The 15,299-nt window shown below is 71.4% G+C and carries 14 protein-coding genes; 7 read left to right on the forward strand and 7 right to left on the reverse strand.

The genetic code is table 11. The features are described 5' to 3' along the window. Positions 1–72 precede the first annotated feature (72 nt). The 4 genes from RCO28_RS21600 to RCO28_RS21615 all read left to right on the forward strand — a co-directional run bounded on the left by RCO28_RS21600 (position 73) and on the right by RCO28_RS21615 (position 4,148). On the forward strand, positions 73–777 hold the full coding sequence (locus tag RCO28_RS21600) for a succinate dehydrogenase (RefSeq protein ID WP_308942828.1): 705 nt from the start codon (positions 73–75) through the stop codon (positions 775–777). Then, a complete protein-coding gene (locus tag RCO28_RS21605) occupies positions 778–2,817 on the forward strand; it encodes a fumarate reductase/succinate dehydrogenase flavoprotein subunit (RefSeq protein WP_308942829.1) in 2,040 nt (679 codons plus the stop codon). Then, the gene (locus RCO28_RS21610) at positions 2,817–3,566 is read left to right on the forward strand and encodes a succinate dehydrogenase/fumarate reductase iron-sulfur subunit (RefSeq protein WP_308942830.1); all 750 of its coding nucleotides are present in this window, start codon (positions 2,817–2,819) and stop codon (positions 3,564–3,566) included. Before RCO28_RS21605 ends, RCO28_RS21610 begins: the two co-directional genes overlap by 1 nt. A 105-nt stretch (positions 3,567–3,671) precedes the next feature. Continuing rightward, positions 3,672–4,148 (forward strand): protease inhibitor I42 family protein, encoded by a 477-nt coding sequence (locus RCO28_RS21615; RefSeq protein WP_308942831.1) that lies wholly within the window; start codon positions 3,672–3,674, stop codon positions 4,146–4,148. A gap of 22 nt (positions 4,149–4,170) precedes the next feature. Here RCO28_RS21615 and RCO28_RS21620 read toward each other — a convergent pair whose 3' ends face one another. Next, on the reverse strand, positions 4,171–5,028 hold the full coding sequence (locus RCO28_RS21620; protein WP_308942832.1) for a helix-turn-helix transcriptional regulator: 858 nt from the start codon (positions 5,026–5,028) through the stop codon (positions 4,171–4,173). Positions 5,029–5,144: 116 nt separating this feature from the next. On the opposite strand from RCO28_RS21620, the gene RCO28_RS21625 reads away from it, so the two are divergent. After that, positions 5,145–5,726, forward strand: coding sequence for a YceI family protein (locus RCO28_RS21625; RefSeq protein ID WP_308942833.1), 582 nt, complete (start codon positions 5,145–5,147; stop codon positions 5,724–5,726). On the opposite strand, the gene RCO28_RS21630 is transcribed toward RCO28_RS21625, so the two are convergent. From RCO28_RS21630 to RCO28_RS21645, 4 genes are all read right to left on the reverse strand, one after another. Further along, a complete protein-coding gene (locus RCO28_RS21630) occupies positions 5,693–8,059 on the reverse strand; it encodes an excinuclease ABC subunit UvrA (protein WP_308942834.1) in 2,367 nt (788 codons plus the stop codon). The genes RCO28_RS21625 and RCO28_RS21630 overlap by 34 nt on opposite strands. Positions 8,060–8,142: 83 nt before the next feature. Next, positions 8,143–9,474, reverse strand: coding sequence for an SPFH domain-containing protein (locus RCO28_RS21635; protein WP_308942835.1), 1,332 nt, complete (start codon positions 9,472–9,474; stop codon positions 8,143–8,145). After that, positions 9,471–11,138 (reverse strand): SPFH domain-containing protein, encoded by a 1,668-nt coding sequence (locus RCO28_RS21640; RefSeq protein WP_308942836.1) that lies wholly within the window; start codon positions 11,136–11,138, stop codon positions 9,471–9,473. Before RCO28_RS21640 ends, RCO28_RS21635 begins: the two co-directional genes overlap by 4 nt. A 184-nt stretch (positions 11,139–11,322) precedes the next feature. After that, the gene (locus tag RCO28_RS21645) at positions 11,323–12,390 is read right to left on the reverse strand and encodes an LLM class flavin-dependent oxidoreductase (protein ID WP_308942837.1); all 1,068 of its coding nucleotides are present in this window, start codon (positions 12,388–12,390) and stop codon (positions 11,323–11,325) included. Positions 12,391–12,447: 57 nt separating this feature from the next. Here RCO28_RS21645 and RCO28_RS21650 point away from each other — a divergent pair, with 57 nt between their 5' ends. Beyond that, positions 12,448–12,936 (forward strand): hypothetical protein, encoded by a 489-nt coding sequence (locus RCO28_RS21650; protein WP_308942838.1) that lies wholly within the window; start codon positions 12,448–12,450, stop codon positions 12,934–12,936. Positions 12,937–13,207: 271 nt separating this feature from the next. Here the strand turns inward: RCO28_RS21650 and RCO28_RS21655 are convergent, their stop codons facing one another. Then, on the reverse strand, positions 13,208–13,426 hold the full coding sequence (locus RCO28_RS21655) for a dodecin (protein ID WP_308942839.1): 219 nt from the start codon (positions 13,424–13,426) through the stop codon (positions 13,208–13,210). A gap of 240 nt (positions 13,427–13,666) precedes the next feature. On the opposite strand from RCO28_RS21655, the gene RCO28_RS21660 reads away from it, so the two are divergent. After that, a complete protein-coding gene (locus RCO28_RS21660) occupies positions 13,667–14,920 on the forward strand; it encodes an extracellular solute-binding protein (RefSeq protein ID WP_374991211.1) in 1,254 nt (417 codons plus the stop codon). Positions 14,921–14,947: 27 nt separating this feature from the next. Here the strand turns inward: RCO28_RS21660 and RCO28_RS21665 are convergent, their stop codons facing one another. Further along, positions 14,948–15,295, reverse strand: a complete 348-nt coding sequence (locus tag RCO28_RS21665; RefSeq protein WP_308942840.1) for a PAS domain S-box protein — start codon at positions 15,293–15,295, stop codon at positions 14,948–14,950. Positions 15,296–15,299 lie beyond the last annotated feature (4 nt).

The following is a 15,299-nucleotide window of genomic DNA, read 5'->3' on the forward strand; positions in this document are numbered from 1 at the left end:
GGCATCGGCTATGAGAATGAGGGGGACCATGTCTTGGACCTCTGGGACCTTCGGCCCTTAGCGTCTTGACTCATGGCTCTGGCAACGCGGACGGACCGACGGCCGTCGAAGACACCCACCTTCTGGGACTCGACCGTCGGCAAGAAGACGGTGATGGCCGTGAGCGGCCTCGTCATGCTCCTGTACCTGGTCGTCCACATGCTGGGCAACCTCAAGATCTTCTTCGGGACCGACGAGTTCAACGGCTACGCGCACTGGCTGCGCACCGTCGGCGAGCCCTTCATGCACTACGAGTGGACGCTCTGGCTGGTCCGCATCGTCCTCGTCCTGGCCGTCGTGGCCCACGCCGTCTCCGCGTACCAGCTGAGCCGTCGGGACATCAAGGCGCGGCCGACCAAGTACGTGCACAAGAGGAAGCGCGCGAGCTACGCGACGCGCACGATGCGCTGGGGCGGCATCATCCTCGGCCTGTTCATCGTCTGGCACCTGCTCGACCTGACCACCCTCACCGTCAACGAGCACGCGGTGCACGGCGAGGCCTACCAGAACGTCGTCGCGACCTTCTCCACCTGGTACGGCAACGTCATCTACCTCGTCGCCATGGTCGCCCTCGGCTTCCACGTCCGGCACGGCTTCTGGAGCGCGGCCCAGACCCTCGGCGTCGGCAGTGCCGCCCGGGACCGTGCCCTGAAGACCGCCGCCAACGGGCTCGCACTGCTCCTGACCGTGGGCTTCGTCTCCGTACCCGTCGCCGTCATGACCGGAGTGGTGAGCTGAATGAGCACCCCAGATTCCAGCCCCTCGTACCCCTCGTACGCCCCCTACGCCGACTACGCCACCGGCGAGCCGATCGCCGACGCCAAGGCGCCCACCGGGCCGATCGCGGAGCGCTGGGACACCCGCCGCTTCGAGGCCAAGCTGGTCAACCCCGCCAACCGCCGCAAGCACACCGTGATCGTCGTCGGCACCGGCCTCGCGGGCGGCTCCGCGGGCGCGACGCTCGCCGAACAGGGCTACCACGTCGTCCAGTTCTGCTACCAGGACTCCCCGCGCCGCGCCCACTCGATCGCCGCGCAGGGCGGCATCAACGCCGCGAAGAACTACCGCAACGACGGCGACTCGGTCCACCGGCTGTTCTACGACACCGTCAAGGGCGGCGACTTCCGCGCCCGCGAGTCCAACGTGCACCGGCTCGCGCAGATCTCCGTCGAGATCATCGACCAGTGCGTCGCGCAGGGCGTGCCGTTCGCCCGCGAGTACGGCGGACTGCTCGACACCCGCTCCTTCGGCGGCGTACAGGTGTCGCGGACCTTCTACGCCCGCGGACAGACCGGCCAGCAGCTGCTGCTCGGCGCGTACCAGGCGCTGTCCCGGCAGATCGCCGCGGGGAATGTCGAGCTGCATCCCCGTACCGAGATGCTGGACGTCATCGTCGTCGACGGGCGGGCCCGCGGCATCGTCGCCCGCGACCTGATCACCGGAAAGATCGAGACGTACTTCGCCGACGCGGTGGTGCTCGCGAGCGGCGGCTACGGCAACGTCTTCTACCTCTCCACCAACGCCATGAACTCCAACGCCACAGCCGTCTGGCGGGCGCACCGGCGCGGCGCGTACTTCGCCAACCCCTGCTTCACGCAGATCCACCCGACCTGCATCCCGCGCACCGGCGACCACCAGTCGAAGCTGACGCTGATGTCGGAGTCCCTGCGCAACGACGGCCGCATCTGGGTACCCAAGGCCAAGGGCGACGACCGGCCGCCGAACAAGATCCCCGAGGACGAGCGCGACTACTACCTGGAACGCATCTACCCGTCCTTCGGCAACCTCGTGCCCCGCGACATCGCCTCCCGCGCCGCGAAGAACGTCTGCGACGAGGGCAGGGGAGTGGGCCCCGGCATAGGAAAGAGGGACGGAGCCGAAGGCTCCTCGGTTGAGGGTGGTGGTGGGCGACGGGAGGGCGTCTACCTGGACTTCGCCGACGCCATCCAGCGCATGGGCCGCAAGGCCGTCGAGGCCAAGTACGGCAACCTCTTCGACATGTACGCACGGATCACCGACGAGGACCCGTACACGACCCCGATGCGGATCTACCCCGCCGTGCACTACACGATGGGCGGCCTGTGGGTCGACTACGACCTCCAGACCACCGTCCCCGGCCTCTTCGCCGTCGGCGAGGCCAACTTCTCCGACCACGGCGCGAACCGCCTGGGCGCCAGCGCGTTGATGCAGGGTCTGGCCGACGGCTACTTCGTCCTCCCCTCCACCATCAACGACTACCTCGCGCGCAACCCGCTCGGGGACGAGGTGAGCGCTCAACACCCCGTCGTACGCGAGGTCCTTGACGAGACCGAGGACCGCCTCGCCCGCCTCCTGGCCGTCGACGGCGACCGCACCCCGGACTCCTTCCACCGTGAACTCGGCGAGGTCATGTGGGAGTTCTGCGGCATGGCCCGCACCGCGGAGGGCCTGCGCAAGGCCCTCGACCGGATCCCGCAGATCCGCGAGGAGTTCTGGCGCCGCATCAAGGTCCCCGGGGTCGGCGAGGAGTTCAACCAGTCCCTGGAGAAGGCCAACCGCATCGTCGACTACCTGGAGCTCGCCGAGCTCATGTGCCTCGACGCCCTGCACCGCGCCGAGTCCTGCGGCGGCCACTTCCGCGAGGAGTCCCAGACCCCCGACGGCGAGGCCGAGCGGCGCGACGAGGAGTTCTCGTACGCGGCGGCCTGGGAGTTCACGGGTACGGGCGAGGCCCCGACCCTCCACAAGGAAGACCTGGTCTTCGAGTACGTCCACCCCACACAGCGGAGCTACGCCTGATGAAGCTGACCCTGCGCGTCTGGCGGCAGCGCAATGCCGACGCCGACGGCGCCATGTCCACGTACGAGGTCGATGGCATCTCGTCCGACATGTCCTTCTTGGAGATGCTGGACACGTTGAACGAGGAATTGATCCTCAAGGGCGAGGACCCGGTCGCCTTCGACCACGACTGCCGCGAAGGCATCTGCGGCGCCTGCTCGTTGGTGATCAACGGCGACGCCCATGGCCCCGAGCGCACCACCACCTGCCAGCTTCACATGCGCTCGTTCCGGGACGGCGACACGATCGACATCGAGCCGTGGCGCGCCTCCGCGTTCCCGGTCGTCAAGGACCTGGTCGTGGACCGCGCCGCCTTCGACCGCATCATCCAGGCGGGCGGCTACGTCTCGGCACCGACGGGCTCGGCCCCCGAGGCCCACGCCACCCCCGTCCCGAAGCCGGACGCCGACTACGCCTTCGAGCACGCCGAGTGCATCGGCTGCGGCGCCTGCGTCGCGGCCTGCCCGAACGGCTCGGCGATGCTGTTCACCTCGGCCAAGGTGAACCATCTGAACGTCCTTCCCCAGGGCGCCCCCGAGCGCGAGACCCGCGTGCTCGACATGGTCGGCCAGATGGACGCGGAGGGCTTCGGCGGCTGCACCCTCACCGGCGAGTGCGCCACGGCGTGCCCGAAGGGGATCCCGCTGCCGTCGATCGCGGCGATGAACAAGGAGTGGCTGCGGGCCAACCGAAAGGTCTCGCGGGGCTGAGACACCACCGCCCACCCGGCTGAGCGGCCACGGCAGGTGCCGTGAACGAGGAGAGCGGTGACGGCAGTTGGGGGCCGTCATCGCTCTCTGTTAACTTCACCGACCATGATCGCCTCACCCCCTGCGAGCCGGCGCCTCGCTCCTCTCGGCCTTGTGCCGGCCCTGCTCGCCCTCACTGGCTGCGGGCTCTTCGGACCCGCTTCGTACGAGGCGACCGACCGGTCCATCGAGGTCGACGCGGGGGAGGAGTTCGAGCTGGAGTTCCCGGCGGGGGTCTCGATGGGTCAGGGCTGGACGCTGGTCAGTCCGCGGCCCGACCGTGACGTCGTCCGCCTCGTCGGCGCGGACAAGGAGTACGGGGACAGCGGGGACAACGACGGAGGGGACGACAGCACCCAGCACTTCACGTTCCGCGGGGTGGAGCCCGGCATCGCGAAGATGAGGTTCCTGTACTGCGTCAACGCCGACTGCGGAGGAGACGGCATAGGCGAGCCCCCGCCCTCCGGCTCCTCCCTGCCGACCGCCACCTCGACGCCCGGCAGCGATCCCGCGTACTACGTCTTCCACGTCACCGTCAGCTGAGCGGCGCCGGCCTCGGTCCCGCTCAGTCCCCGGACACCGCCCGCAACCCGCCCGGCCGCAACCCCTGCAACCGATCAAGCGCCCGCCCCGTCGCCGCGTCCGCGGGCAAGTGGATCAGTACGTGTTGGCCGTCCGGCTCCGGGAGGGACAGCGTCTCGTAGGCCAGGCGGAGTTCGCCGACCTCCGGGTGGACGAAGCGGGTCACGCCCGTGGCGGAAGGGAGGTGGGGCGGGGCGGCGATGCGGTCGGCGAAGGGGGCGCCCGCGGTGATCGTCAACTCCTTGACCAGCTCCGCGACATACGGGTCCTTGCGGCTCAAGTCGTAGTGCAGCGCGGCCACTTGCTCGTCGGCGACGTGGTCCCAGTCCGGGTAGGCCTCCCGGGCGCGCGGGTCCGTGAAGAGGTAGCGGAGGAGGCTCGGCGGGTCCTCGTCCAGGGCGCCGACCGGGCCGACCAGGCGCGCGTACGCCTCCGTGTACGCCACGGCCTCGCCGAGGAGGTTCTGCACGACGGCCGGTGTGGGTTCGAGGCGGTCGAGGAGCGCGCGCACCGTGGGCCGCACCTCGCGGGCCGGCATCGGCGCGGCCCCGCACATGTAGTGACCCTCCTCGGCCTTCAGGAGGTGCCGCAGCTGGGCGCGGGCCTCCAGCGGCAGCTGCAGGGCGTCGCAGAGCGCGGCAAGCACCTGCGCCGAGGGGTGGCGGTCGCGGCCCTGCTCCAGGCGGGCCAGGTACTCGACGCTGATCCCGGCCAGCATCGCCAGCTCCGCGCGGCGCAGGCCCGGCGTGCGGCGGCGCGGCCCGGCGGGCAGGCCCACGTCGGCGGGCGTCACGGACTCGCGGCAGCTGCGCAGATACGCGCCGAGTTTGTTGTCGCTCACCCGTCGATCGTACGGTCGCGCCGCGCGCGCAGGGTGGCCCTGTCACTACCAGCCTCCGCCCTACCCGTCTCGGCCCGGCCTTCCTCCCGCACCCAGCAGCGCCGCAGGCTGGCCGCATGACTTCGCAGACCACTGCTCACGTACTGCCCCTGCCCGCCGGGAACTGGGCCTTCGACCCGTTCCACTCCGCCGTAGGCTTCACCATCCGCCATCTCGGCATCGCCAAGGTCCGCGGCAGGTTCAACCAGCTGGACGCCTCGCTCGTCGTCGGCGAGACCCTGGCCGACAGCTCCGTCACGGCGACCGTCGCGCTCGACTCCGTCGACACCGGCAACGCCGACCGGGACGCGCACGTCCGCGCCTCCGACCTGCTCGACGTCGCCAAGCGGCCCACGATGACGTTCCGTTCGAACCGGATCGAGGGCGCGGGCGAGAACTGGACGCTCGCCGGCGACCTCGCCATCGGCGACGTGACCCGGCCCATCAGCTTCGCCGTGGAGTTCGGCGGCCTGGTCGAGTCACCGCTCGACGGCTCCACGCACGCCGGCTTCGAGGCCACGGGGGAGCTGCGGCGCAGCGAGTACGGCCTGGACTTCGCGCCGGGGCTGCTCGGGGAGGTCGTGAAGATCACCTTGGACGTGCAGTTCGTCGCGCCGTCGGACGCTCAGGCCTCCGCGGACAGCGCCGCCGCCAAGTAGGGCCCCGTCCGGCTCCCCGCCGCCCGCGCGACCTGCGCGGGCGGCCCCGCCGCGACGATTCGGCCGCCCTCGTCGCCCCCGCCGGGCCCGAGGTCGATCACCCAGTCCGCGTCCGCCACCACGGCCATGTCGTGCTCGACGACCACGACCGTGTTGCCCGCGTCCACCAGGCCGTGCAACTGCCGCATCAGGACCTCCGCGTCGGCCGGGTGCAGACCGGTCGTCGGCTCGTCGAGCACGTACAGGGTGTGGCCGCGCTGCGCCCGCTGGAGTTCACTGGCCAGCTTGATGCGCTGTGCCTCGCCGCCCGACAGCTCCGTCGCGGGCTGGCCGAGCCGCAGATAGCCGAGGCCCACGTCGAGCAGGGCGGCCAGGCTGCGGGCCGCCGCCGGTACGTCCGCGAAGAACGCGGCGGCCGCCTCCACGGTCAGGTCGAGCACCTCGGCGATGGTCCGCCCGCGGTACGTGACCTCCAGGGTCTCGGGGTTGTAGCGGGCGCCTGCGCAGTCCGGGCACGGCGCGTACGTACTGGGCAGGAACAGCAGCTCCACCGAGACGAAGCCCTCGCCCTGGCAGGTCTCGCAGCGGCCACCGGTCACGTTGAAGGAGAACCGGCCGACGCGGTAGCCGCGCGCCCGCGCCTCGTCCGTCTCGGCGAACACCTTGCGGACCACGTCGAAGAGGCCCGTGTACGTCGCGAGGTTGGAGCGCGGCGTACGGCCGATCGGCCGCTGGTCGACCTGGACCACACGGCTCACGGAGGTCAACTCCTCGGCCACCAGGGGGAGTTCCTGTCCGACCAGGGTCGACTTGCCCGAGCCCGAGACGCCCGTGACCGCGGTGAACGTGCCGAGCGGGAACTCCGCGTCGACGCCCCGCAGGTTGTGCCGTGTCACCCCGGCCAGCTTCAGCCAGCCGTCCGGCTCGCGCACCGTACGCGTACCGGCTCGCGGCGGCTCGAACAGGAAGCGCCGGGTCGCCGACTCCGCGACGTCCGCGAGCGACGCCACCGGCCCGCTGTGCAGCACCTGCCCGCCGTGCTCGCCGGCGCGCGGGCCCACGTCGACCAGCCAGTCGGCGCGGCGTACGACATCGAGGTGGTGCTCGACCACGAACACCGAGTTGCCCGCCGCCTTCAGCCGGTCCAGGACCGTGAGCAGCGCCTCCGTGTCCGCCGGGTGCAGGCCCGCCGACGGCTCGTCCAGGACGTACACCACACCGAAGAGGCCCGAGCGCAACTGCGTTGCCAGGCGCAGGCGTTGGAGTTCGCCCGCCGAGAGCGTGGGCGTCGAGCGGTCCAAGCCCAGGTAGCCCAGGCCGAGTTCGGTGATGACCTCGATCCGGGCGAGCAGGTCGGCGGTGAGTACGCGGGCCGTCTCGTCGCCGTCGGCCGCACGCAGCAGGGACGCCAGGGCGGTCAGCGGGAGGGCCGCCAACTCCGCGATCGTGCGGCCCGCGAACGTGACCGCGAGCGCCTCGGGCCGCAGCCGCCGCCCCGCGCACGCCGGGCACGGAGCACTCTGCAGGAACCGCTCGGCCTTGGTGCGCAGCGTCTGGCTCTTGGAGTCCGCGAAGGTCTTCAGGACGTACCGCCGGGCGCTCATGTACGTGCCCTGGTACGGGCGGTGGATACGGCCCGCGTCCCGCACCGGGTGCACCGTGACGACCGGTTGCTCGTCGGTGAACAGGATCCACTCCCGGTCCTGCCGCGGCAGTTCGCGCCAGGGCCGGTCCACGTCGTACCCGAGCGCGTCCAGGACGTCCCGCAGGTTCTTGCCCTGCCACGCGCCCGGCCACGCCGCGATCGCGCCCTCCCGGATCGAGAGCGCCGGGTCGGGGACGAGCAGCGCCTCCGTCGTACGGTGCACCAGGCCCAGGCCGTGGCAGTCCGGGCAGGCGCCCGCGGCCGTGTTCGGCGAGAACGCGTCGGAATCGAGGCGCTCGGCGCCCTTCGGGTAGTCGCCCGCGCGGGAGAACAGCATCCGCAGCGAGTTGGAGAGCGTCGTCACCGTGCCCACCGAGGAGCGCGAGGTGGGCGCGGAGCGCCGCTGCTCCAGGGAGACCGCCGGCGGCAGCCCGCTGATCTCGCCCACCTTCGGCGCCCCCACCTGGTGGATCAGGCGGCGTGCGTACGGCGCCACCGACTCGAAGTACCGCCGCTGCGCCTCCGCGTAGATCGTCCCGAACGCGAGCGAGGACTTCCCCGAGCCGGACACCCCGGTGAACGCCACGAGCACGTTCCGCGGCACGTCCACGTCGACCCCCCGCAGGTTGTGCTCACGGGCACCGCGGACGCGGACGTACGGGTCGTGCTCATGGGGGCTGATCGACACGGGGCGCTCCGCGGGGGTGGAGGGGGCAAACCCCACGATTCTAGGTCGCCCGCGCGCGCCCCGTGCCGTCACTGTGCCGTCACTCAGTCCTCGGCGTCGTACTCCTCGTCCTGCCCCAGGAGCCGGGTGTCGAGCGCGGGCAACGCGGTCGGCGTCGACGTGAGGCGCGGCAGCAGCTGCGCCGCGAGCAGCGTCGACAGGGCCGAGGTGTCACCGGCGCCGTCCGTGCGGACCACCACCGGCTGCGGCGCCCGCGAGGCCAGCTCGGCGCCCACTTCGAGGCGGCGGCGGGCCAGTTCGTACTGCAGCACCGCCCGGTTGTCGCGGTAGGCCTTGGCCAGCGCGCGCTGCGCACGGGACTCGTTCTCCGCGGAGATCAGGCCGCTGCGGCCGCGCGTCTCGATCTCGAACCGCACCCGCTGGGCGTTGGTCTCCTGCTCCTCCAGGAGCTGCGCGACCTCCTCACGGGCCTTGTTCAGCGCAGCCTTCACCTCGACGATGCGGGCGTCGCGCACCTTCTTGGCCCGCTCGATGTCCATACCGAGCTGGTCGATACGGCGCTTACGGGTCAGGCCCCACTCCTGCTCGTAGGCCGTGCGCTCCTTGGCGACCTGCTCACGGGTCGCCAGGTGCTGCTGGTACTGCGCGGGCAGCTGGACGTCCGGGATGTTGGAGCCGGTGATCCGCACGCCGTAGCGGGAGAGCTGGTTGTTCAGCAGCTCCTGCATGTCCGCCACGTCCGAGCCGCGCAGGTCGTACGCCCGCTCGGTCTGGATGAGGCGGGCCCGCTGCCGGATCGCGTCCTGGACGGCGCTGGAAAGGACCAGGTCGAAGTTGCCCGCGCCGATGGTGCGGACGAAGTGCACGGCGTCCGTGATGCGGAACTTCAGGAAGAACTCGATCGACCGCAGCGGCACGTTCTCCCGCGTGGGGCAGGCCATCACCGGCGCGGAGTAGGGGATCTCGGTGGCGACGTCGACCACGAAGTCCACCCGCGACCACGGGTGCCACAGGTAGTGCCGACCCGCGTCCAGGGTGCGGGTGACCGCGCCGTACCGGGTCAGCACACCGTGGGTGCCCTGCTCGATCTCGACGATCGAGGACCGCCACCACCAGAGCCCGCCGATCAGGAGCAGCACCGCCCCGGCGATGTACGCGAGCGTGGACAGCGTGCCGTACGCGACGTCCGAGACGCTGCCCTCGTCGCCCGCGCGCAGGCCCAGCATCACACCGCTGACCAGCGCGAAGAGCCCGACCCAGAGCGGCAGCATCCACCACAGCTTGCGCTGGTGCCGGGGGATGATCACGGGGATCAGGGTGCCCGCCTCGCCGCCGCGCAGGAGCTGGGCGATATTGCTCCAGGAGGCCACGGTCTCGGAGATGACCGACCTCTCCTTGGTACGTGCGCCGCTCATTCGCCGGCCTCCTCGATCACGCCGTCCGCCTCGATGTCCAGGTCCGTGCCTGTGGTGGCCACGACCTCGGTGCGTGCCGCGGGCACGGTGGGACGCTCCGTCTCGACGGCCTGCAGCAGCGCGTCGATCTCCGTCTGGCGTCCGGCGATCCGCTCGGCGACCTCGCCGAGCCGCGCCCGTACAGCCGCCATGTCGTCGTCCGAGAACAGCTCCGTGCCGCGCTCGCCCACCAGCTCGCGGGCCAGCTGCAGGAAGTCGACCCCGGCCGCGCCGTCGCCGTCCGCCGAACCGCCGATGCGGACGAGGCGCGGCAGATGGTCGGCGACCTGTTCGAGGGTGTCGAAGACCTGCTGCTGGTAGCGGTACTCCAGGATCTCCGGGGCCTCGGCCGCCGTGACCGCGCGGATGTCGAGCGCCTGCGCCTCCAGGAGCGCGGCGTTGGCCTTGGCCTCGGACTCCGCCTGGACGTAGCGCTGGCGCGCCAGGGCCTGGGCGCGGTTGGTCTCGCGCTCCACCGCGGTGTCCATCTGCGCCTGGTACTGCGCGATGTCCGCCTGGATCGCGGAGAGCGTCTCCTGGCTGGTGGCCAGCTCCTTGGTCAGATCGCCCTCGTCCTGCTCCTTGCGCAACTGCAGCGCGTACTCGTGGGTGTACGCCTCCTTGGCGACGCGCACCATCTCCGGGGCCGCCAGGTCCATGCGGTAGTTGCGGTCGGAGGGCTCGGCGTGCGTGATGTTGGCGTTGGTCAGCTCGACGGCGGGACGGAACTGCTGGTTCAGCTGCTCCAGGAGCCGTCCGGTGTCCTCGCCGACCATGTCGTAGATCCCGGCGGCCTCCTGCTCGTAGATGAGGGAGCGGATGGTCTCGCTGACCGCGTTGTTGAGCTTCTCCTCGAAGCCGCGCACCGCGCCGAGGGTGTACACGAACTCGGTCGGGTCGCTGATCCGGAACTGGATGAACAGATCGATCGACGCCTTGACGCCGCCCTTGGTCGGAGCCTCGCGCACGGGGGCGTTGAACGGGTACTCACGCGTCGTGTTGACGATGTACGACACCCGCTTCCACGGGCTGAGCAGCACCACCCGGCCGGGGCCGACCACCTTCTCCAGCTTGCCGAAGCGGGTGATCAGGGCGTGGCAGCCGTCCGGCACCATCACCATGCCCTGGCGCCACCACACGAAGGCCACGGCGAGCACCGAGATGATCCAGTAGTGGATGCCGAACAGCGGGTTGGTGAGAGGCGAGTCGTCCGTCGCCGAGACGACGACGGTCCCGACGACACCGGCCACGGGCAGCATCAGAACCGGCAGCATGCTCAGGAGCGAACGCCCCTTGGGCAGCACCATCGGGCAGATGGCATGCACCTTCTCCAGGCCGTCCCGCTGCTGCTCGCTGCGGTTGAGGGCCTCCCCGGCGTCGTCGAGCGACACCGTCTTCTGCACCATCACGGTGTCGATGGAGCCGCCCTGCTCGCGGGCGGCGGGGAAGTCCGCCGGGTCCATGCCGTCTTGCTCGGCCTCGTGCCGCAGGTCCGCGCCGTCCTGCCCGCCGCCGGACACCCCGGCCCGCCGCCGCAGTTCGTTCTCGGCGAGCTGCCGAGGATCGCTGCCTGACGCCAGGGCCTGAGCCACGCCGCGCACTCTCTGTGCCCGTGCTCGTGCCACGATTCCCCCCACTTCTGTTGCTTTCACATCTCCGCAGACGCCGATGAGCGCGTCGGCCGCCGCCCATCCCACACCATCCGGGGGTACGCCCACGGAAGCGGGCCCGGACCGGGCAGCCGCTCGCCACCGAGGACGAGGGACGGGACGGGACGGTTCCACGCAGGCCTGGAGTTCTACGGCGAGCTCAGGCCGCGCTCAGACCGGCAAGCCGGGCAAGCCCCCGATACGAGTCGAGCAGCGCTTCGCGGTCGTACGTCGACGTCGTCACCAGAACCTCGTCCGCACCGCTCGCCACGACAAGGTCCGCCAGGGCGGCGGCCACCTCGTCCTCCGTGCCGTGCACGTGTCCGGCGAGGCCCTGCTCGTAGAACTCCCGCTCCCTGGGCGTCATTTCGCGCGCCTCGATCTCCTCGGCCGGGGCGAGCGGCGGGAAGACGCCGTGGGTGCGGGAGTACGCCATCGCCCAGGCCTCGGGGATCAGGAGCCGCCCCGCCGCCGCCTTGTCGGGGGCCACGGCCACGGTGCCGGAGATGATCACGTACGGCTCGTCGGCCCAGACGGACGGCTTGAAGCCTTCGCGGTAGCGGTCGATCGCCTTCAGCATGCGGCCGCGGCCGCGCAGATCGCCGATCACCAGCGGCAGCCCGGCCGCCGCGGCGATATCGGCGCCCTCACCCATCGCCAGGACGTACGGCGGGATGCGCAGCCCCTCCGCCGGGTGCGCGTGCACCTGCGGGTGGTCGGTCTGGTCGCCGGTGAGGAAGCCGAGCAGGGAGTCCAGCTGGGTGCCGAAGTCGCGGGCGTCGTCCTTGTCCCGGCCGAGGGCCTTGCGCACCCCGCCCGTGAAGCCCACGGAACGGCCGAGGCCCATGTCGACCCGGCCGGGGAACAGCGACTCCAGGACGCCGAACTGCTCGGCCACGACCAGGGGTTGATGGTTCGGCAGCATCACCCCGCCGGTGCCGACCCGGATCGTGCGCGTCGCCCCGGCCACCGCCGCCGCGAGCACGGTCGGCGCGGACCCCGCGACGCCGGGCACGCTGTGGTGCTCGGAGACCCAGAACCGGTGGTAGCCGAGCGCCTCCACCTGCTGCGCGAACGCCACGGTGGCGCGGAGCGCGGAGGGCGCGTCCTGGCCTTGCAGGGTGCGGGAGCGGTCGAGCACGGAGAACCGGGTCTTGGCGAGTGCCGCGAGTGCCGTGGGCGGTGCGGGCGGTGCGGTCGGCGAGGTCGGTGAGGTCGGTGAGGTCACGGTCCGTACAACGCGGGAGGTCTGCGCCTGCTTCCCGGGGCTCGTTAGGCTGGCCGGATGGACCACGCACCCCGCCCGGTCGCCGTGTTCGACCTGGACAACACCCTCGCCGACACCGCGCACCGCCAGCATTTCCTGGAGGGCAGGCCGCGCGACTGGAACGGCTTCTTCGCCGCTGCGCCCGACGACCCTCCGCTCGCCGAGGGGCTCGCCCTGGTCCACACGCACGCCGACGAGTGCGAGATCCAGTACCTCACCGGCAGGCCCGAGCGCTGCCGCGCCGACACGGAGGCCTGGCTCGCGCGGTACGGGCTGCCCGCCGGGCGGATCTGGATGCGGCGCGACAGCGATCGCAGGCCCGCCCGGCACACCAAGCTGGACGTGCTGCGCCGACTGGCCCGCGCCCGCGAGGTCCGCGTCGTCGTGGACGACGACGAACTGGTCTGCCAGGCCGCACGCCAGGCGGGATTCACGGTCGTACGGGCCGCTTGGGCGGACGCGTCGGCCGAGCTGAGGGATGCGCAGGAGCGGGAGGGGCGCACCTGAGCGGACACGTATGCGGCACCGTTGGCTCGGGCACCGTCGATCGCCCTCCGGGCTCGTCCTCAAGCGCCGGACGGGCTGATTTCGCCGTCGTTCGGCTGCCCGCTGAGTCGTGGCTTGTCGCGCCCCGCGGCGGAGCCGCAAATGTGACAGCCCCGCGCCCCTATCAAATCCAGCCCGTCTGGGGGCACCTCCCGGCCGAAGGCTGGGGGAGTTTGAGGACGAGCGCCTCAGCGCGATACGGGGTCCGGGGGCGGAGCCCCCGGAGGGACCCTCAGCCCTCCGCCTCCTCCATGCGGAAGCCGACCTTGAGGCCGACCTGGTAGTGCTCGATCTGCCCGTCGACGATATGGCCGCGGACCTGGGTCACCTCGAACCAGTCGAGGCCGCGCACCCTCTGGGCGGCGCGGGCGATGCCGTTGCGGATGGCCTGGTCGACGCCCTCTTGCGAGGTGCCGACGATCTCGGAGACCCGGTAGGTGTGGTCGGACATGGCGGCCGCACTCCTTTCGCGTGATGACTCCACCACCGTGCCCCAGGGTGCGGGCGGGCGCGAGGCGACCGGCGGTCGTCGAGGTGCCCAGGGCCGGGACCTTGACCCTTCCGTTGGTCTATACCAAAATCCCCAGCCATACCCGTGCAAGCGGCCGGGCGGCCGTCCCCCGTACCGTCCCTCCCGCTTACCCCCCACGTCGGGCGATCCTCCCGTGTCCGCACACCGAAGGTGACCCACGTGAAGCAACGCCTTGTCGCGACCTGTCTGGCCCTGGCCGCCATCCTGCCGCTGGGCGGCTGCGGACTGCTCCCCGGCGGGGAGGAACCCGACACCGTGACGGTGTGGCTGATGAAGGGCAGCGCCTCCGACGCGTTCGTCCGCCGCTTCAAGGCCGAGTTCGAGCGCGAGCACACCGGGCTCGAACTCGACGTACAGGTACAGGACTGGACCGGTGTCGGCGCGAAGGTGACCGCCGCGCTGCGCAGCGGCTCCGCCGACGCGCCGGACGTGATCGAGGTCGGCAACACGCAGGTCGCGCAGTACGTGGACGAGGCCGAACTGCTCGATCTGTCCCTGGAGTCCATGCGCGACTGGGGCATGGACGACTGGCTGCCCGGCCTCGCCGAACCCGGCAACCACCGGGGCGCGCAGTACGGCATCCCCTGGTACGCCGCCAACCGTGTCGTCGTCTACCGCAAGGACCTGTTCCGCGACGCGGGCCTGAGCCGCCCGCCGGCCACGCGCGACGAGTGGCTGACGTACACGAAGCGCCTCAACTCCGCCGGAAACCAAGGGATCTACCTGGCCGGGCAGGACTGGTACACGCTCGCCGGGTTCGTCTGGGACGAGGGCGGCGAGCTCGCCGAGGAGAAGGCGGGGCGCTGGCGCGGCACGCTGCACAGCCCGGCCGCGCTGCGCGGCATGGACTTCTACCGCCGCCTCCAGGAGCTCGGCGGGGGCCCCAAGGACGCCGACGAGGAGACGCCGCCGCAGGCCGAGGTGTTCGCGCTCGGGGACGTCGCGCAGATCGTGTCCGTGCCGGGTGCGGCCGAGGCGATCGAGGAGCAGAACCCCGAACTGAAGGGAAAGCTGGGGTTCTTCCCCATTCCGGGGCGCCGGTCCGGGCAGCCCGCGGCCGTCTTCACCGGCGGCTCGGACCTGATCGTGCCCGAACGCAGCGACGTTCAGCGGGGCGCTGTCGCCGTCGTCGACGCGCTGGCCGGGCGCAAGTGGCAGACGGAGCTGGCCCGCACCATGCACCACGTCCCCAACAAGGCGAAGCTCGCGGACGCGGTACGGGACGTGCCGGGGGTCGCCGCGATGGCCGAGGGCGCGGCCCGCGGCCGCGCGACCCCGGCGTCGCCGCGCTGGGCGGCGGTCGAGGCGGACAACCCGATCAAGCGGTACATGACGGCGGTCCTGACCGGCGAGGACCCGTCTCGCGCGGCACGGAACGCTTCCGCGGAGATCACGGAGGCGTTGGAGGAGTAGGGCTGCGGACACGTGATTCAGCCTGTCTCAGCCGAACGGCCGCACCCCCGTGCTCCCCTCGCTCGCGTAGATCGCCATTGCGCCGAGTGGCGCGCCCAGGCCGTCGCACAGCACCAACAGGCGCCCCGCGTACAGGCGTTCCGTGCCGTCCGCGCACAGGACCGGCAGGTCCGCCGCGAGGTCCTTGATCTTCGGGTGGGCCATCGCACGCCCGAACCCCGCCCAGTGCGCCTCGCGCAACCGCTCGGGGACAAGGAGGTCCAGCTTCCGGCCCACGGCCTCCGGCGCGGAGTGGCCGAACAGCCGCTCCGCGCCGTCGTTCCACTGTGTGATCGTCCCGTGCGTATCGGCGACGACGATCGCGTGATACGTCATACGT

The organism is Streptomyces sp. LHD-70 (assembly GCF_031157275.1).
In the GTDB taxonomy this organism is placed as follows: Bacteria; Actinomycetota; Actinomycetes; order Streptomycetales; family Streptomycetaceae; genus Streptomyces.